The organism is Gordonia otitidis NBRC 100426 (assembly GCF_000248075.1).
In the GTDB taxonomy this organism is placed as follows: domain Bacteria; phylum Actinomycetota; class Actinomycetes; order Mycobacteriales; family Mycobacteriaceae; genus Gordonia; species Gordonia otitidis.
Window position 1 is genome coordinate 1 of record NZ_BAFB01000058.1, and the last position, 17674, is coordinate 17674.

The window sequence follows — 17674 nt, forward strand, 5'->3', positions numbered from 1 at the left end:
ACAGATTCACCGAAGCCCTCGGCATAACCGACAAGCGTGACATCCCCAGCCCCGCACCGAGTGACGCTCAAATTCGTGAACACTACCCCTGTCCAAATTGGGCGTGACGCTCAGATTCGTGAACAAGTGACGCTCAGATTGGCGGACATAGCCACTCCGATTACCCGCACCCGGACCCGTCGCCAATGTCGAACCTATGCCTTCGCTGATCCCGATATTCAGGACCCACTGTGCTTCGTTGCCTGTTGGCGGTGTCGCACTAGGATCGATGTATGAGTGCAAGGCGCAGAGACTCCGATGCCCCTCGACTTCCCTCGCATGCTCAGATGGCCTGGCCCGCCTTACAGGCAATGATTCAGATCGGGCGACCTGCAACGAACGACGAGGTTCTGAATGCGGTAGCTACTGCTCTGAACTTGACTCCCGAGCAGCGTCAGTTGCCGGCGTCGGGAGGAAGGACGCTTCTCTCGTACCGCCTTTCGTGGTCGCGCACATTGCTTAAGCAGATCGGCGCGGTCGAAATCGTGTCGCCGCACACTTGGACGGTGACCGACCGCGGTCGTGCGATTGCGCCTGAAGATATTCGGCGCAAGGTCGATGAGTACCTTTCGCGAGTGTCAAAACCAAAGGCGGCGAACTGAATAGCACAAGGTGCGGCTTTTGTGCTCACAGGTGGGTGATCTCAATCGCGGCTCTTGGCCGCCGTTCCACTAGCCTGAACCAACAATGCGAGTGCGCCTGTAGTCGGGTTCAAGATGGCGTTGCGTCCGGCTGACCACGTCGGCGCGGCGACGACGTGTGCATGAGCCGCCGGGATTCGGTACTTCTTGTTCATCGATCTGAGTACGGGCACTAGCGCTTTGAGTTCCTGGGTGGGGAGTCCCTGGGTCTCGAGGTGGACGCGGACGGGGGCGCAGTCGGGCTGCCCGCTGATGGCTCGAGCGAGGTAAGTAATGCACGCTCCGAGTGTTTCTCCCTTGTAGGGTTTGAACCCGTACTGGGCGATGGCCGGGTCGAGAATGGTCTCACGCAGTACCAACTCGACTGCGGCGGCCAGTCCGAGTAGTGGACCTGAGTGGTCTGCGTCGTTTGGGGCCATGTTCGCGAAGTACTCGGCCGTGACTATCATCGTCTGGGCATCGTCGCTCAGAAGGTTCCAGATTTCGCCGAGGTTCGCTGCGGTTACTTTTCGTGTGGGGAATAGGCTCTCCTGGGGAACGTTGGCTATCGCATTTCTCATTGCGGCGAGTGCAGCATCCTGGTATGCGCCCGCTGTCTTTTCTGGATCGGCGACGTCATCTGACGTAGCTGCGGCGATCTTCTGTAGTGCTTTGTCGTCGAGGCCGGTCGCTGCGAGTATGAGAGTCGCTACGTCGTTGAACTGACTCTGCGCTAGGAGCGGGTCGAGCCCACACGATTCCAGAACTCCGTGGACGCTGTCTCGAAGCGTTGTTCGGCAGTAGTTGTGTGGGGAATAGTAGAGGATTGCACCTCGGACACCGCTACTTAGCCCCGCGTTATGGAAATATCCAAGGATCTTGTAGATTTCTTCCACAGGTTCACGGTCGGGCCTCTGTCGAAGCTTAGGATCAATTAGTACTAACTGACTACCGGTGATGGTCGAGACGGTAGCCGCAATGTCGGGATAGCCCTGAAAGGGCTTGTTCGTCGACTCATACTTCCAGCGGACGCTATGACCGGATAGGGCGGCCAGGCTTGCCTGGAAGTGTAGTGAGATATTCGCTGCCCCAATATTCCAGGTGTAGATTGCTCCTTCGCTGCGCCGAAGTAGGGTCCGGACTTCTGCCCGATCCGGGCTTCGATGGCTTTAGCGATTCCGTCGAGGCACCAGATCTCGAACAGTTTGGTATCGAAGCGGTCATCGTAAAAGTCCCACTCCATATCCCCGGGTTGCACAGCAGGATGCTGATCCAATGAGTGCTTTACCCATGCGAGGAGATCTGAATAGGGATCCGGTCGGGCAACGTGACCAGCGTTGATACGTCGCTCTACTGTGTAGATGAGATTGTCAAGTCGTGCCTTCGCGAACACATCTCTGGCCTGACTCTCCGTGCCGGCCAGTGACGGATTCCCTAGTGCGCGCCGCAGCAGCGATTCCATATTGGCCGCCTGACGCCGTTCGGGCGATTTCGGTGGGAGCTCGACGATCGGGAGAGTACCGAGTTCACGGCGGACCCAATGCACTGCATAGGTGAGCAGAATGTTCTCGGGTGTCGCAGTCTCTCGCTTGAGCAGCCTAATCGGATAACGGCGCGGCGTGTTTGTTCGGCCCCGCTGACGGGAATACCTCGCGAGATCGATCTGTCCGCGAATCGATCCGACCGATTCACTGGTAGTTTGAGTATATCGAAATGTCGGCTGCGCTGCGATTCTGTTGAGGATTCCAATCAAGCGCCGTCCGGCCGCCAAGGTGGTGCGGACTCGAACCACCGAGAGGAACTCGCTGAGGAGTTCGTCAGCTGACGAACTGCGGTTTCCTACTTGCGGCGTGGAGTGCAGGTCCCACGTTCTCGCGTCTGCGAAGTAGGTCGCGACCAGCGGGAGCGCAGCCGAGAGTGCGACGGAACGTGCGCGACCACTTAGCCTACCGGCTTCGACGTCGCGGGCGGCAAGCCCGGAGGACGGTGTGTTGCTCGCCATTGAATCTAGTAGCCCGTGGCCGCGGCCTGCGCGAGGTGACGAAGCGCTCGCGCGGTGCGCGGAAGGGTGGGCTCGCCAGTTACCCAATCATTGATTCGTTCAATCTGCACGCGGGTCAGGTCGGCGGCCTGCGGTATCAGGCTGTCGGCGATCGCAAGATCTAGCTTGGGAAGGAGCGCATCCTCGCTCCCGCCATCGCAATACGGTTCGTGCAAAGCGATCTGTTTGTAAAGGTCGAGCAGTTGCGCGCTGCCGATGGGCCAGCCGAGGTAGTCGTCGTTGTCGTCGGCGTAACGTAGCTGGTGGAGAAGCTTCTCGAGTAGTTTCGTGCACTTGACGACTTTGGGGCTCGTGACGAATCTTTCGTTGAATTCGTCCCTCTCATCGTCGGTGTGAAGATATGTGGCGGAGTACCACCTCGCTGCATTCTTGGTAAGCTGCTCGAGTTCCTGCTGCACTTGGCTTTTTTCTGGTACTCCGACGTATACGAATCGAAATCTCCGGCTCAATCCCTGCGAGAAAGTGTAAACGAAGTTGGTGTCGACGGTATTCATCGTGCCGATGATGCGGAATCGGTTGGGGATGAATATCTTGTTGGTGTGATCGTTTGCGCCGAACCAGAGCGGCAGAGGGCTGTCGGTACTGCCTCCTAGATACGTGTAGAGCGGGCCGATCGCTTTGTCGATTTCGGCTCGGCTGAACTCATCGATAATTAGCCAATGTGCCTGGTGTTCTTCATTCTCATCGGGGTCATCGTGGCGCGCGATGATGCTTGCGCACTCAAGGGCTGCTCGTGGGACGTGGCCGAGCCATGGAACCAGTGTTTCGCCAAAGGTTTCGGTAGCTGAGGGGTGAAGCCCTCCGATGACGTCGTACGTACTCCAATCAGCGGTGGCGGTCTCCAGCTGCGATGTTGCATCGAACGCTCGTGCGAGGATGGTGGAGAGTGTCGTCTTGCCGGTTCCCGGTGGACCTTGAAGCACAAGGTGGCCGCTGAGAAGTGCGGTCACACACCGCTCGATCAACGAGTCCACGTCAGGGAACAGCAGCCCCGACTTCAAGACGTCGTCGCTAACCCGTCCCGTCAAGGTCACAATGTCCGCTGATTCAAGTGCTTGGTCTGCAACCTGCCGGGTTGCCCGGTAGTCATCGTTGAATGTCAAAGGGACAACTGCCTCTGTGTTAGTCAGTTCGTGGAGGATCTCGTCCATCACGCTTGCGCTTCCATGTCGTTAATGGAGTTGATCATTTCGACCGAATTCTTGATGCGCGCGTAGCGCTCAACGCGCAGATGGACGCGGTGGCGTTCGTTGCGGCTGGCCTTCTTGACGGATGTGTCGACGGCAGTCACTCTCCATACCGAATCATCGACAAGGTGCCGTCGCTTTTCTGGCCCGTCGACGAGCGCAAACCTGTCACCTTCGCGCAGCCATCCTGCTGGTCCCGTTCCGATCGCGGTGATCTCTCCAACAGCACCATCGATCGAAGTCTCGATGCTCTTTACGCCAACGAATCGCCGCTCCAGCTGGCAGTTGATCCAGCGAGGTAACGGATTGAGGTTGTCGAATCTGCAGGCGGCCCTCGCGTCCCATGGTGGGCCACCGGTGCTGTATCCGTTTGTTGCTGCGGCGTCGAGGAGTGTCCGCTTGATGTGGACACTGTTTGACTTGCCAGTCGTGCGTTTCGTCCATGCGTCGAAAACTGCGAGAACGTCTCGCTCAGTATCGATTCCGACACCTATGGAGTAACGCCCCGCTTCGCTGAGGAGGTCGCCTTTGTGGGCCCGAGTGGCTTGGACACGGTAGTTGTTACCGTCTCGGCCTTTGCCCTCGTGCGTGATGTTCCAGGCGTACATCAGGAGGGATAGGCGAGTTTTGCCGCGAAGGAACACAACTCTTGACGGGTTGGGTCGACCCACCGCACCTGATACTGGCTCGGACTGCTGCACGGTCCAGCCATTGTCCTCGAAAATCGCTGTCACTTTGTCGACTGCAGACCCCATCAGCACACCATATCGGAGCGATGGCTGGAGGTAGGTTTACATGACTCGTGTTGCGTCGGTGTAGAAGAACCCGTCGTTGCATCTCAAGTTCTGCTCCAGCATGGTGCGCACTGCCTGATATGACAGCCCTTTGGGAGCGGCGCCACTACCGATGACTGCGCCCACCGAAAGGGAGTAGAGGTACTCCAGGCTTCGTTTGTGATTAGGGGTTCCGTGGGTGTCGTCGGGAAGCGTCAGCAGGTGCTCGTGCACCGCTTCGAGAGCGATTGCACCCGCCCCGTTGAGGTGGTGGGTGGCTCGGGTCGACGTGTGTTCGAATGTGATGATCAAGTCGTAGAACGGAACCATCTCGGCACCGAAGCGGCCTTTGTATCCTTTCATCGATCGCTGGCTCTTGTTGAGCAGAGCGACATTGGTCTGCGCCAGGCCTGCGGAACTAGTGGCGGCGAGTAGCGCCGACCACACCCGATCATCGGCGTTGTGGAAAACGACGCTTACGCGAGCACCCGGTGCAAGCACCCGGCTGACTTCTGAGAATGCCGAACCGAGTAGACGCTCGTAGTCGCCAAGGTTCTTTCCGCCGGCAGCAACGGGGAGCGACCTATTGACCACGATCTCTTGGTTGACATCGGTGATGTCGCCGAGCCAGGATTCCCACACGATGTTGCAGTCACCGTAGAACAGATTTGCGCCGAATGGCGGGTCCGTGAACACATAGTCCACGCTGCCGGCGGGCAGCCAGGACAGGTCTGTTGCTGATGCCTGGCGCGCCAGAACACGGTAGTCGTCAAGCCCCAGGGCGGGGTGTGTGCCGTAGAACCGTGCGACCTGTGCAGCCTGGTTTCGGAAGATCTCGAAGACGTTTCCCTCAGCGATCAGTTGCGGGATATAGAGGGTTCCGGTGAGTGGCCGTTGACCGCCGCGCGCGTTGTATCTCCTCATGCGTGTGGCGTGCCAGGCGGTGTTGGTGAATGCGAACCGCAACGCGTCGCGGACGTGTGTATCGGACTCGTTGCCGATGCTGTCCCACAGCGCGGACAATGCCAGTTTGGAGCGTATGGTCCAGAAGTCGGCGACGTTGCTGACTCCGTGTAGGTGCAGTGCCGATCGGCGGTACATCTCGCGGTCTGCGCCGAGAGGTATCGACGGAACCCATTTCGTCACTCGTTTTCGCGAGATCTTCTGCAGCAGTGCGAGATCGGTTTCGTCGACGTCTCCGCGTTGCAGTGTGCCGCAGGATGTGCAGGCTACGGCCTTTTCGACTGGGACGCTGGAGTGCGCGGTGCGGCCGGAACGCTGTTGCGTGTGCCCACAGGAGCACGAGATTGTTCGGGAACTACTGCCCGAAGAGTCCGTGGCGTCCCATACGCGTAGTTCTTCATCGCACGCGTCGCATACGTGGACGTCGCTCCACACGAGGTGGCGAAGCATGGCGTCCGCGCCGCACGTCGGGCACGATGACCGATACAGTTCGCGTTCGAGCGCGGTCATCGCTGCGCTCACGGTCTTGACGGCGTCCAGGAGGTGTTCGGGCGCAACTGGGTGGGTGTGGTTGTGGGCGAGATGCACTGCGCCCGGCGCCAGATCCGAGAGAATTGCGGATCTGCCGATGTTCTGTGCTGCCAGGCCTGTCATGCCCGATCCGCAGAACGGGTCGAGCACTGTCCCGCCTGGCTGTGTCGAAGCCTCGATGAACGGCTCGATGGCTGTTGGGGGCACTTTCGTTGGGTACGTGTGGACCTGGTAGGCGCTGCTACCTTTGGACGCCGACACAGAGTCGGGCAGCGGACGGTGATCTGTGAGCCTGGCGGACTGGTTTTCTCGATGCCTGTCAGACGTTATTGTCACGGGTTCGCTCCAGGTGTGTGCTCGGATAGTGGACTGCGCAGTGCCCACGCCGCATTCTTTAGGTCGAAGTTGTGCGCCAGCAGATCCTCGACGCCGGCGTAGGACAGGCCCGTCAATGGCCATCCACGCTCGAGGAGAATCCTCATGACATACGAGTGGAGGTATGGCGTTGTTCGTTGTCGTGGTGTCGCGGTCGTCAGGTGTTCGGTCAGGAGTCTGAGGATTTCGTTGTCGTCGCGGTTGCGGGTTTGTGCGCGAGGTTCCGCGTTGGTCACGCCTTCGCGTAGTTGCAGTACGAGGTCGAAACTTGAGACGCGTTCACTGTGCGTGATTTGTTTGATCCCTTTGAAACTGGGTTGTGACTTGTCGAAGGCAACTGCTGATTCGATGCACAGTCCTGCGGCGTCAATGGCACGCACGATGGTGCTCCACACAGCGTCGTCGCTGTTGTGGAACATGACGCTTGCCCAGGCTCCAGGTTTGAGGATCCGTGCGATCTCTCCGAAGCTCTCGGTCATGAGTTTCTCGTAGTCGTCGAGGGTCTTTCCACCGTTCTCTGCCTTCAGCGACGTCGACACCACCGCTTCCTCGGTGGCGTCGGTGAAGTTGTCGAGCCAGGCCTCCCATAGGAACGAGGCGTCTGAGTAGTAGATATTGGCGCCGAAGGGAGGGTCGGTGAACACGTAGTCGACACTGTGATCGGCAATGTGTTCGAGGTTGGTCGCCGACGCCAGATGTGTGGTGACGGTGCCCGCCGTTGGCGTGGTGGCCGCCGCGAGTTGTTCCACCGCCCGTAGCTTCCGTCTCAGCAGTGACATGACGTTGAACTCGTAGGTCAGCGATGCAATGTAGAGGGTGCCGGACAGTACGTTCGTGGGGCGCTTGGGATTCCACTGGTATCGCTTCGATGCGCGGTTGACGATCGCGGTCACAGCGAAACGCATCGCCTGGGGCGCACAGGTCTGTTGCGCGACACGCCAGGCAGCCGCCAGAGCTTGGAGGTTGCGGTCCGTGAAGAAGTCGGCCGACGTCGCAATACCCATGTCTCGGTGTTGACCACGCCACATCTCGCGCCAGGAGTGCAGTGGTGACGTGGGATACCAATCGCTGACGCGCTCGCGGCGCGGTAGCGTCGCGGCCTGCTTCTCGGATTCGGTCAGTGGACGCTGCTGACGGCTCTTACAGCTGCTGCACGACACCGATACCAGCACCGGTTGTGCGGGCCTAACTTGAGCTTTGGTCTTGCGGAATTGATGACCGCAATTGGTGCACGTCAAGTCTTTTCTGAGGTCGCCGGATTCTGCTCGCGCGGCGTCCCAGTAAAGGACTTCGTCACCACAGGAGGGGCAGACGAGGGTATCCGACCATACGGTGTACTCGATCCGCGCGGCGCAGGTGCAGTCTGTGCACACCGTCTCGTAGAGTTCCGTCTCGAGATCTTGTAGCTCGGCGAGCATGTTGCGTGCGGCTGTAGCGATGTCTTCGGCGGCGCCCAGGCCTGTGTTGTTGGAGGCGATATGCACTGCAGCGGGCGACAGGTCACTGAGGATGCCGTGACGGCCGGTCTGCAGCGCAGCCACTCCTGTCATACCCGAACCACAGAAGGGGTCGACTACGGTATCGCCGGGGTCTGTGTAGTACTCGATGAAGGGCACAATGCCTTCTGGCGGCACTTTGGTGTGGTAGCTGTGGGTGCGATAGAATACGGACCCCTTCGACCCTCTGACTTCCCCTCGGTACGGCTCGGAAACCTTTTTCGTCATCGATCGCCCTCCCTCTTCCCGAAACGGACGGCAATGGTGATGTCGAGCGCCACGGCCAAGCGTGACAGATTGACCATCGCGATCGCCTTGTCGCCAGCCTCCCATCGCGCGATCACGGATTGCGACGATTCCATTCTGCGTGCAAGCTCACTCTGGGTGAGGCCCTGCGCTTCACGGGCAGACCGGATCAGGTTCGCAACCGATCGGCGGTCTGCAGCGCACGACCACTCCCTCTCTGACACAGCTCGAATGCTATATCCTCCGATTCGTCTTGCTCGCCTGACACGCCGTGCCGCGGCGGGTCACCGCCGGCCATGGTCGACGAGGCTGGTGCCGTTCATGACCGCGACTGTACGGCGGCAGTCTGACATTCTCGGCAGGTTCTCACTCTGACGAACGGGGAGAGACGATCCTCGTGATGAGTCTGGTTTGGGAGTCCACGGACCGGGGCCCGACGTTGCAGACAAGGCCTGAATCCCCTCTCCTGTCAGGAGATTCACTCCCAGGATCGCCATTTGGGGAGGCGGGCACTGCGAGAGCCCACTTGCGGTAGCGGTGGCGTCGGTCGACATCCCATTCTCGTGACCATTCTTCGGTGAAGGGGAGTCCGCAGGCGTGGTGTTGCCAGTGCCATTCGCAGGCGTTGTGGTAGCCGCTGTCGCCTTGGGTTCGTCGGTATTGGGTGCGTCGCCATTGGTGGTACCAGCGGCGGGTGGTGGCCATGCGCCGCACGGTACGTTCACGCTGTCGGTAGTTGATGTGGGGATCAAGGTCGCTGTCGAGGGTGGTGAGACGTCGGAGGAGTTCGGCGTTGGTGATTCGTGTGTGGGGGCTGACGTTCATGGGGATCTGTTTGGCGTCGGCGGCACTGATGCCGATGGCGTGTCCTGCGTCGGCCCAGCTGGTGATTCCAGGTATTCGGCAGGCGCAGCAGAGGGCGATGTAGATGCGTCCGGTGATGTCGAGGACGTCGAAGGAGTCGGCGAAGTGCTCGTCGTAGAGGGTGTGCGGGAGGCATTGGGGGATCACGGATGCTGGGATCGTCAGCGGTGGTAGGAGGTGGGCGATCTGGTGGGAGATGCGTCTGCGGGGTGCAAGGGCTTTGGCGGTGAGCCGGGAGAGGGTGGGGGTGAGTCGGGTGTGGCTGACGATCCAGGAGAGGGGGCCGGCCGGGGAGTCGGGGATGGTGTGCAGTGCTGAGTGAGGTGGTCGGCTGCGGTGTCGAGGTCGGGTGAGGCGAGGATGGCGGCGGCTTCGGTGAGTAGTTGAGTTCGGGCTCGCATGTCGGTGGGGGGTGAGGCCGACAGTCGGGTCTTCGTGGTGTGGTGGCTGTTGGTGTCGGTGATGATCGCCGCGGCCCGGGGTTGGTGGGTGGCGACTCCGGCGACGCCGAGGTGGGGTGAGGAGCAGAACGAGTCCGTAGAGGTTGGCGAGGTAGTCGGTGGGGGATGTGTCGGTGCCGTAGGCGTCGACGTGGGCTCCGTGGGTGGCGGTGGTGGTCGGGAGGTCGGTGAAGGGGGTGGCGGCAGGTCGTGGCGGTGAGTCCGCCGCCGGTGACGTTGTTGTCGCAGTGTGCGAGGTCGGCAGCTAGTGCGGGTGTTTGGTTGAAGTGGAAGGGTTTTCGGCAGGTGGGACAGGTTCGGGTGAGAACCGCTTTGGTCAACGCCTTGAGCAAGCCATCCGGGCCGGTCAATGCGACGCCCTCGGCGCGGCTCTGTCGCACCAGATCGCCCAATGCAGACTTCTCCGCGGGAGAGAGCTCTCGCACCGCCACGGCCCGCTCAGGCCCACCTCATCACCCGCCGCGCCCGGACCGCTCGCGCTGCTGCTGCCGACGTCATCGACGGTCGGCACGTCCTCTACCTCAGTGTTCACACCATCGAGTGTGTTACCCATCACAGTGATTCCTCCTGCTCCCACGCCGGGAGCGATCAAAACCACCTACACCGAATCAGCGATAGACCCCGCTACTTTCTTTTCCCATCTGCGGTAGCGGCCGCGGCGGTCTCGGTTCCAGCCGTACGTCCAGTGTTCGGTGAAGGGGGTGGCGCAGGCGTGATGTTGCCACTGCCATTCGCAGGCGTTGAGGTAGCCGCTGCGGCCTTGTGTGAGGGGATAGTGCCTCTTTTGCCACATTGGATACCAGTCGTCTGTGACTGACTGTGCTAGAACGTCACGCTCGCGTTGGCGATAGTCGATGGTGCGGTCGAGCGCGTTGCCAAGGCGCTTGAGTTTGGCGAGCAGGTCCGCGGAGTCGAGTCGGGTGCGTGGGCTGACGTCGAGCGCGACTTGTCGGGCCATTGCGGGGTTCATCCCGAGTGCGGTGCCGGCCTGTGCCCAGGAGTCGATTCCGGGTAGGCGTCTGGCGCAGCATAAGGAGAGGTAGATACGGGCGGTGGTGTCGAGGACGTCGAAGCTGTTGGCGAAGTGTCGTTTGTAGAAGTGATCTGGGATGCATTGTGGTATGGCAGCGACAGGGAACGAAGCTTGAGGCATGAGGTGCGCGATCTGAAAGGAGACCCGTCGTCGGGGTGCGATCGCTTTGATCGTCAGCCGGGACACGGTTGGAGTTAGGCGGGTGTGTCCGGCGATCCACGACAGCGGCCCAGCAGGGCAGTCGGGGATCGTGTGCAGGTGTCGACCCAGCGCATCGGCAGCGGCTTCCACGTCTCGGTGGCTGAGGATCTCGGCAGCCGCAGTCAGGATCTGCGTCTTGGTCGCCATGTCGGTGGGCGGTGACGCCGACAGACGAATCTTCGTCCCTGTGCGGTGGCGTTGTTCTGCGCCCACCGTCTGCACCCAACGTGGTTCGTCACCGACGCCCGCTGCAGCAAGATGCGTCAGTAGCAGGCTGATCGCGTAGAGATCAGCGAGGAATTCCCGGGCTCGAGTCCGGTGTCCACACACCGATACGGGACCGCTATCTCTGGTGGCCGCCATTACTGTTGCCGCGGAACGGATCTCGGTGGGTGTAGCTGTGACGGCGGGGAGGTCAGCTAGTCGGTGTCGGCAGACGATTGCTGTTGGTCCACTCCCGGATAGAAAGTTGTCGCAGTGGTCGACAGTGGGCGGGATGGCTGGGGTTGTGTTGCTCCGGAATGGTTTTCCGCAGGCAGGGCAGATGCGACTTAGGATGATCTCGTGTCGAGGACACACCGTTGCGTGTGGGAGTCGCCAGTACAGCAGCCGGTTCGGACCTTCGATGACACATTCTGCACAAATATGGGTGCCGATAGTCGGTTTCCACGGCAGGAGTGTTCCCGGGCCGGCGCGGGCATCGGGTGCGTAGGACGCCAGGGTCATGCGCTGGAGCTGGTTGGCGGTCAAGCCGGTCAGTGTGGCCATAGCAGCGATGGTGCCGCCATCAGGCGCAACACCGGTAGGTGTTTTGCGTGCGTTGATAAGTCGCTGTCCGGCGCGATCGGCGATGTAGCGAACGAGTTCGCGGTGGGTCAGTTCGTTGTGGAAGGCGACCCTGGTGAGGTAGTAGTCAAGTGCTTCACCGTCAAGGGGCGCAACGGTCACGGGAAGTGCGGGTACCGCAGTCACGGTGCCACCGTCGAACAGAGGTGTGGAAGTCGGGCCGGTGGCCGTGCGTGAGATGTCCAGCAGCATCGCAGGACGCGCCGAATCGCCTGCTGGCCGGAACATGTGACTGTCGTTGGTGTGCGTACGGGTCCCGCGCGAGGAGCACGACGTGATCCCCGTTTACGGCGATTGCGTTGTCTGGCCGATCCCGTGTCTTCTCCATGCCAGCGGGTCGCACGCCCGGAGTCGTGACGCGCAGATCTACGCTCACGCTTAGACGAGTGCGGTAAGCCCCGCCGCGCGGATTGCGGCCGAGCGCAAGAAAGACGCCGCGGTGAGGAGCGGCGCGTCTTGGCGTCTGTTGCTGTCGAGTTCGTCATGTGAATCGTCGACGGGTGACGCTGGGGTTGTCCGTGACGACAGCGTGGGCAAGAGCCATGTATCGGCGGGTGTCGGGGATGATGAAGTCGGGTACTTCGGGCAGTCGTTGGGCGCGGAGCACGTGGTGTGCAGCTAGGTAGTGGCATGCCGGAACGTAGATGTGGGGGTCGATGTCGTCGCGGTAGGCGATTCGTCGCCCAAGCCGGTCACGGATGTCCGTAAAGATGGTGTGCTGGGCGCGGCGGAGCGGATGGTCGCCAGCGCGGTTGACGGTGGTATCGCTTGGGCGTACATCGGCAATCATGGTGGGCCACAGGGTGATGGTGATCAATGCTGTTGTAGCCGGGTGCCACGGCAGCGTTCCGACAGCGCGGTCGTGGGTGAGCTCGCCTACGAGGCTGTGTGGGAGGAGGCGGTGTGCATCTGCGGTAAGGATCGGCCATGTGGACCTATCGCGGCGAATCAGGGCGGCCCCGGTTTTGGCCATCGCGTTTAGGGCGTCTGTGTGGGCGGTGGGTGCGGTGTCGGTGTCGATCATGCCGCGCAAAACTTCTTCTTGGACGGCCATGGTGAGGTCATCGAGCGTGATGACGGGTTGGTCGTCGCGACCTCTGCATAGCAAGCTGCTGCATTCGGTGCACGCGAAGCACCAGGGGTTCGACCAGTGTTGCTGAGTAGTAGTGCACACAGGGCAGTGTTGTCGCAGTCCGCGTGACCAGTGGGCTGGGCCAAATCGTGTGGTCCCACGTAGTTTTCGACGAGACATCGCCGCGATCACGTGGACTGGTTGATCGGTGAGTTCGCTAAGTCGCTCGATGGTTGCCGCGTTGGGGCTCATTCCGTTACCGGTTCCACACATCCACCTCTCGGGCACGTCGTTGAGTTCCGCGACGCGGGTGACGTAGCCGGTGACTGCTTCACAGTCTCGGGGGGTCGCTGTGACCGGAAGACGTGTCATGCTGTGGCCTTCTTTCGCTTTGCTGCTGTCGATTTGGTTCGTGCTGGTCGTTTGGGAACTCTGTCGGCGGCGGTCTGCTGTTCCTGCAGTTCACGGGTGTACGTGAGTTCCATCTCCCGTTGTCGGCGCTGGGCCCGTAATGTGGTTCCAACCTTTGTGATGTGGTCAGCGTTGACAGTGCTGGCACCTTCGTATAGCGCGAGTTGTGTGGCCTCGGTGATGAGGTCGAGGGTGTCGCCCAAGTAGCCTTGGACTCGGTGGTGGAGTAACCCGATGTGCTTCGTGGACAGCAGTCCTGGGGTGATGATGGGTATGTGTTCGCCGAGTGTCTGTTCCACTTGTTGAAGGATCGATTGAAAATGCGCGCGTCCGTCGTCGTCGTCGATTGCGTAGGGAGTGATTTCGACGACGCGGGCGCGTGCTGCGATCTGCGGGTCGGTGAGTAGGCGGTGATCGAAGAGGTCGGCTCCGACGAGAATCATTGTGGTGTCTGTGACACCGAGTTCGGAGTTCGTAGACTTCAGGTGGTCGGCGACGCTTCGATACTTGGTTGACCCGCCGGTCGCCATGTGTGCGTCGTCGAGAACCATCGCGGTGACGCGGTGGCGTCGTAGCGCAGCTCGCGCTCGGCGTCCGACTTTGTCGACGGCGCCGGTGTCGGGTAGCCCGAAGAATTCTGCACCACGCCGATCAATGGCGCCGGACCCGTCACCTGTCCCGATGTTGATCCACATGTACGGGACCCAATCAGCGAGGACCCCGGGTTGGAGTTCGAACCTGACAGGGGAGTCGAGGGTAAGGGCCATTTCGCCAAACGTCGCTCGGTACCGTGCGCGCACCCACTCCTGGACGCACCTCGATTTGCCGGACCCGTTGGCTCCCGTAACCACGACAAGATGCTTGGCGATGGGGGCGTCGCTTCCTGACTTTGTGCGGTCGTTGCGATTCAATGTGGCATCAAGGACGTCGTGGACGTGACGCACTTCGTCGGTCACGACGTACTGGCTTCGCACCCACCGGCACACGTGGTCGATCTCGGAGGTCGAGAGCTTCTGTCCGGCACGACGAAGTGTGGGGGGAGTGGGATTCGGTGCTGCGGCGAAGTTGTGGATATCAAGTGAGTACAAGGCTTTTCATCCTTCTCGGGTGGTGTAGTCGCGCCAGGGCTGCTCCCAGGGGGCGAGATCGATGACGGCAGCGTCGACGGAAGCTGGTCTGTCAAATTGGTCGTCGTGGCGGGTGCCGGATTCGGCGTCTCCTGGCTGCGGCTGTGAGGCACTGCTGACAAGGATCGCGTCGGTTTCAGCGATGTCGACGCGCGAACGCTCCTGCCGAATTCGCGCCGCCGCCAGATCGCGACGCCACTTGGCGGGGTCGATGCGCGGGGTGATTTCGGTCAGCTGCTCGAAAATCTCGTCGCGGCCGGTGATGGGAGTCCGCGCGGCGTTGCCGCCGCGCTCGCGTACGCATTTGGCTGCGACCTCACCAATTCTCGAAGTCATCGGAAGATTGACGAAATCTCGTCCTTTCCAGGGTATTTCGTGTACATCTCCCGTGTCTGGGTGGTGGTACCACAATCTGGTGATGTCATTGCGGTCATAGCCGAATGGCGCCGCGCCGTCCTGGTCGCGGTAGCGGCCCTTCGCGTTCACGTCCTCGATGTGGGAGAACAGCTCTCGATTGTCGTATTGAAAATTTGAGTCTGCCTCCACCCCAGAAGGCCCGATTGTCAACCAGCGCAGCGGCAGGAACTGGAACATGAGATTGCGGTATTCCTGCGCGGCAGTAGGGCCGAATGGTTCGGACAAGATGTCATACGCCTCCATTGGTGAGAAGCGTCCGTAGGGGGCGCCGGGCATGATGATTCCGGTGTGTTCGGAACGGTGGTAGTCGAGGCAAATCCACTTCTGCATGTGGGTTTCGAGCTGATGGAGCGTCAGGAGGGGCTTCTCGGCGACGATGTATCCACGTTGGGCGACGCATCGACCTTTGTAGCCGTCGATCTGCTGCAGACCCCGCTGAATGGTTTCATGGAAGCGTTCGATGTGTGCATTGTCGGTCGCCTTTCCACCACGGTTAAGCATCAAGTGCATTCCGAGTTGCAAGGCGAGAGCACGGAATTCGGCGGAGACATTGATGCTGCCTCGGTCGAGGCTGGCAACTGAACCCTTCACTGCAGGGATCCGGTGGAGACCGTCGAGTGGTCCCTGAATGATCTTGTCCTTGCGCAGCAGCGGTCCGCCGAGTTCAACCGTGACATTCCGCATGTCGATGGTGCCGGGTATACCTGTCCATCGCCACCGGCCGATGTTGGTGCCCTCCACTTCCAGGGTGAATGTGCGCATCATGTCGTAGACGAGCAGACCGAGCTCCAAAGTGTTTGCACCGAGCGGTACGTAGCGTTGGGCGAGGACGGCGCGACAACCGACGTCTAAGGCCGTCAACACTTCAATGGATCGCGAGTTCTCCATGTAGTCGTCCCAAACCAGGTTGTCGACGCGCGTAGCGTCGATCGCGATGATCTGCCCGGGCCGGGACGCTAGCACGTGTTTGTCGGTGGCAACTTTGCCGAGCTTGCGGGTCCGGTGTGATCGTGTTGTGCGCCCTAACAGAGCAACTTGCGAGGAAACGAATGCGGCAACAGCATTGCGCGGCAAACGAAGATCCGTAATTCCCTCGTTCTTCAGCTGGACCCTGGCTTGGCGGATGATTTCTTGTTGTCCTACCGGCGATATGTCGCCATCGAAGTCTTTAAGGATGGCGATCACTTTGTCACGAAATCGCGGGTCGACACGGTCGATGGCACGATTGCCGCGCAAGGCTCGCTGGTCGACTAGCCCCATCAGGCCGTCTTTCTCAAATGCCTTCACCCAGTTGCGGACCGTATTCTTTGAAATGGTGTCTCGGGTCAGTTCGCCGTAGAACAGGCGCCGCTGCCGTCGACGGTCGTGACGCATTTCTGCGCTGGCCAGGCGGGCAGCTTCCTCGTAGCGTTCGTTCCGGCTTGTGTTGTGTGCCGGGTCGAACGGATAGCAAGGTTCTCCCCGACGAGCCAGACTCGGATAGCCCTCGGTGTAGCCGGTCAGTACCAACTGCACGATCTCCATGCGAGACCACGCGACGTCTTGGACCGATTTGTCGAGCCCAAACCACGCTCGCGGTAGTCCGCGGACGGCGACCAGTGGTTCTCCCGCCCAATCAGTTGTTCGGATTAGATCTTCGAACGCCACATCAGAAAGCGTGCCGTCTTGGTGTCGGATTCGGACGCCGTCGGTCAGTCGTCGGACGACGAGGGCCAAACCATCGTTGCGGAGAATCTTGTCGCCGGCCGCTAACTCGAGCGCCGGGGTCATGACTGCGCCTCCAGCATGGTGTCTGGGGTGATGTGCGTGGTCAGGTCGACATTCAGGTCACCGCGCCACACCATCTCCCACAACGTCGTTCGCAAGCTCCGGTCTTCGTTGCTAGCGGCGAGTATGGCGTCGATGGTGTTCGCTCCGTTGGCAATGAGATCCCGAATTTCGTTGACGCTGTTGGTAGATGGCTCGTCGACAGTGCATGAGGGCAGGAGAGTAGCGAGGTTGCACCACTCGACGACAGGAAACTCGGTAAGGGTCTCGTGACGCCAGCCGCAATCGTTGAGCAGCGACTTTGTTTCAGCAGCGACCTCGCTGAATGTGTCAATGTCGTCGCGCGGGTCGTGGCAGTCCCAGACGGTGAACTGCCCGTCGACCCCGATCTGCAACAGGTCTGGAGTGTGACGACGGTCAGATTCAGGAAGGTTGATGATCATCGGTTGAGCCAAGAGGAAGGTCGAGACTCGCGGCCTGTCTAGCCGGACGAACAGCTTCCACTCGAGGATCGATTCGAGGTCGACCACAGCGCCGGTCACCACTGAGGGCGCCTCGACCACAACGTTGCGCGGAAGGTGTGGCGACTTGCCGCGGCGGCGTGGCCGCCTTTGGCTTCGCGCGACACGTCGAGTCGGGAGGCTCGCCCGCAGATCGGAAACCGCGACGGTCGTTGGATCGAAGTCGACCAGTGCTCCACTTCGGCCGCAGCGCCGCCGGAACCGGGGTTCGGCAACTGCTGATGATGTGGTCGCGTGCTCAGTCTGACTGTTGTCTGTTGGTGCTGTCGACGAACGCGCGTTGTCCATGAACTCTGCTTCCCGTGCTGAGAAGGGTTCATCCGATCGCGCGCACAGCGCAGCTATCAACCGCACACAGTCTGCAACGCTTGACAACCGCCGGCGAACGCGGTGCAATCAGTCTTGAACCCTTCGAGTGGATTCGAATAGGACGGCAGGTGGTACTGCCGAACGAGATTGTCAATGAGAGTCAGCCTTGCCGGGCTGGCTCTCATTTTTTGGTTCGTGTGTTCCTGAGAAGAGGCCCTTTCGATTTGGGTTCTGTGATCGCGACCCGGCCGCGCCGACCTAATTCTGCGCTAGGCATACGTCAACGCGCCTCAAGACGCTGCGGGATCTCTGCGCGTATGGAACCTTCCATCAGCCGATCCCGCTCGTATCGT

The 17674-nt window shown here is 60.6% G+C and carries 14 protein-coding genes and 1 pseudogene; 2 read left to right on the top strand and 13 right to left on the bottom strand.

Annotated features, from left to right (window positions below; translation table 11 throughout):
* The first annotated feature begins 326 nt into the window (after positions 1-326).
* Entirely contained in the window at positions 327-641 is a 315-nt protein-coding gene (locus GOOTI_RS05200) for a winged helix-turn-helix domain-containing protein (RefSeq protein ID WP_039993477.1), read from the top strand.
* 41 nt (positions 642-682) lie between these two features.
* Here GOOTI_RS05200 and GOOTI_RS05205 read toward each other — a convergent pair whose 3' ends face one another.
* From GOOTI_RS05205 to GOOTI_RS26050, 7 genes are all read right to left on the bottom strand, one after another.
* Entirely contained in the window at positions 683-1555 is an 873-nt protein-coding gene (locus GOOTI_RS05205; RefSeq protein WP_007237522.1) for a hypothetical protein, read from the bottom strand.
* A 1111-nt stretch (positions 1556-2666) separates the two neighbouring features.
* Positions 2667-3872 (bottom strand): AAA family ATPase, encoded by a 1206-nt coding sequence (locus GOOTI_RS05210; protein WP_007237524.1) that lies wholly within the window; start codon positions 3870-3872, stop codon positions 2667-2669.
* Positions 3872-4663 (bottom strand): hypothetical protein, encoded by a 792-nt coding sequence (locus GOOTI_RS05215; RefSeq protein ID WP_007237525.1) that lies wholly within the window; start codon positions 4661-4663, stop codon positions 3872-3874. Before GOOTI_RS05215 ends, GOOTI_RS05210 begins: the two co-directional genes overlap by 1 nt.
* A 36-nt stretch (positions 4664-4699) precedes the next feature.
* On the bottom strand, positions 4700-6559 hold the full coding sequence (locus GOOTI_RS26660; protein WP_267879804.1) for a DNA methyltransferase: 1860 nt from the start codon (positions 6557-6559) through the stop codon (positions 4700-4702).
* Positions 6508-8274 (bottom strand): DNA methyltransferase, encoded by a 1767-nt coding sequence (locus GOOTI_RS05225; RefSeq protein ID WP_007237527.1) that lies wholly within the window; start codon positions 8272-8274, stop codon positions 6508-6510. The genes GOOTI_RS26660 and GOOTI_RS05225 overlap by 52 nt, the downstream gene beginning before the upstream one ends.
* Complete coding sequence (locus GOOTI_RS05230) at positions 8271-8516, bottom strand: helix-turn-helix domain-containing protein (protein WP_007237528.1); 246 nt, start codon at positions 8514-8516, stop codon at positions 8271-8273. Before GOOTI_RS05230 ends, GOOTI_RS05225 begins: the two co-directional genes overlap by 4 nt.
* A 142-nt stretch (positions 8517-8658) precedes the next feature.
* Entirely contained in the window at positions 8659-9303 is a 645-nt protein-coding gene (locus GOOTI_RS26050) for a hypothetical protein (protein ID WP_007237529.1), read from the bottom strand.
* Between the two features lie 252 nt (positions 9304-9555).
* Between GOOTI_RS26050 and GOOTI_RS26055 the strand changes: the two genes are divergently transcribed.
* The gene (locus GOOTI_RS26055; RefSeq protein ID WP_039993480.1) at positions 9556-9816 is read left to right on the top strand and encodes a hypothetical protein; all 261 of its coding nucleotides are present in this window, start codon (positions 9556-9558) and stop codon (positions 9814-9816) included.
* 103 nt (positions 9817-9919) lie between these two features.
* Here GOOTI_RS26055 and GOOTI_RS27200 read toward each other — a convergent pair.
* The 6 genes and pseudogenes from GOOTI_RS27200 to GOOTI_RS05265 all read right to left on the bottom strand — a co-directional run.
* A pseudogene (locus GOOTI_RS27200) lies at positions 9920-10048 on the bottom strand (hypothetical protein); the annotation flags it as partial.
* A gap of 167 nt (positions 10049-10215) precedes the next feature.
* On the bottom strand, positions 10216-11925 hold the full coding sequence (locus GOOTI_RS05245; protein ID WP_007237530.1) for a TniQ family protein: 1710 nt from the start codon (positions 11923-11925) through the stop codon (positions 10216-10218).
* A gap of 253 nt (positions 11926-12178) precedes the next feature.
* Positions 12179-12721 (bottom strand): hypothetical protein, encoded by a 543-nt coding sequence (locus tag GOOTI_RS05250; RefSeq protein WP_007237531.1) that lies wholly within the window; start codon positions 12719-12721, stop codon positions 12179-12181.
* Positions 12722-13137: 416 nt separating this feature from the next.
* A complete protein-coding gene (locus GOOTI_RS05255) occupies positions 13138-14268 on the bottom strand; it encodes a TniB family NTP-binding protein (RefSeq protein ID WP_007237532.1) in 1131 nt (376 codons plus the stop codon).
* Positions 14269-14274: 6 nt separating this feature from the next.
* Positions 14275-16494 (bottom strand): transposase, encoded by a 2220-nt coding sequence (locus tag GOOTI_RS05260; RefSeq protein WP_007237533.1) that lies wholly within the window; start codon positions 16492-16494, stop codon positions 14275-14277.
* Positions 16491-17033 (bottom strand): hypothetical protein, encoded by a 543-nt coding sequence (locus GOOTI_RS05265; RefSeq protein ID WP_138985172.1) that lies wholly within the window; start codon positions 17031-17033, stop codon positions 16491-16493. Before GOOTI_RS05265 ends, GOOTI_RS05260 begins: the two co-directional genes overlap by 4 nt.
* Positions 17034-17674 lie beyond the last annotated feature (641 nt).

Coding starts and splice junctions, on each gene's coding strand:
- GOOTI_RS05200 (WP_039993477.1), top strand. CDS start 327: ATGGCCTGGCCCGCCTTACAGGCAATGATTCAGATCGGGCGACCTGCA.
- GOOTI_RS05210 (WP_007237524.1), bottom strand. CDS start 3,872: ATGGACGAGATCCTCCACGAACTGACTAACACAGAGGCAGTTGTCCCT.
- GOOTI_RS05215 (WP_007237525.1), bottom strand. CDS start 4,663: ATGGGGTCTGCAGTCGACAAAGTGACAGCGATTTTCGAGGACAATGGC.
- GOOTI_RS05225 (WP_007237527.1), bottom strand. CDS start 8,274: ATGACGAAAAAGGTTTCCGAGCCGTACCGAGGGGAAGTCAGAGGGTCG.
- GOOTI_RS26055 (WP_039993480.1), top strand. CDS start 9,556: ATGTCGGTGGGGGGTGAGGCCGACAGTCGGGTCTTCGTGGTGTGGTGG.
- GOOTI_RS05245 (WP_007237530.1), bottom strand. CDS start 11,925: ATGTTCCGGCCAGCAGGCGATTCGGCGCGTCCTGCGATGCTGCTGGAC.
- GOOTI_RS05250 (WP_007237531.1), bottom strand. CDS start 12,721: ATGATCGACACCGACACCGCACCCACCGCCCACACAGACGCCCTAAAC.
- GOOTI_RS05260 (WP_007237533.1), bottom strand. CDS start 16,494: ATGACCCCGGCGCTCGAGTTAGCGGCCGGCGACAAGATTCTCCGCAAC.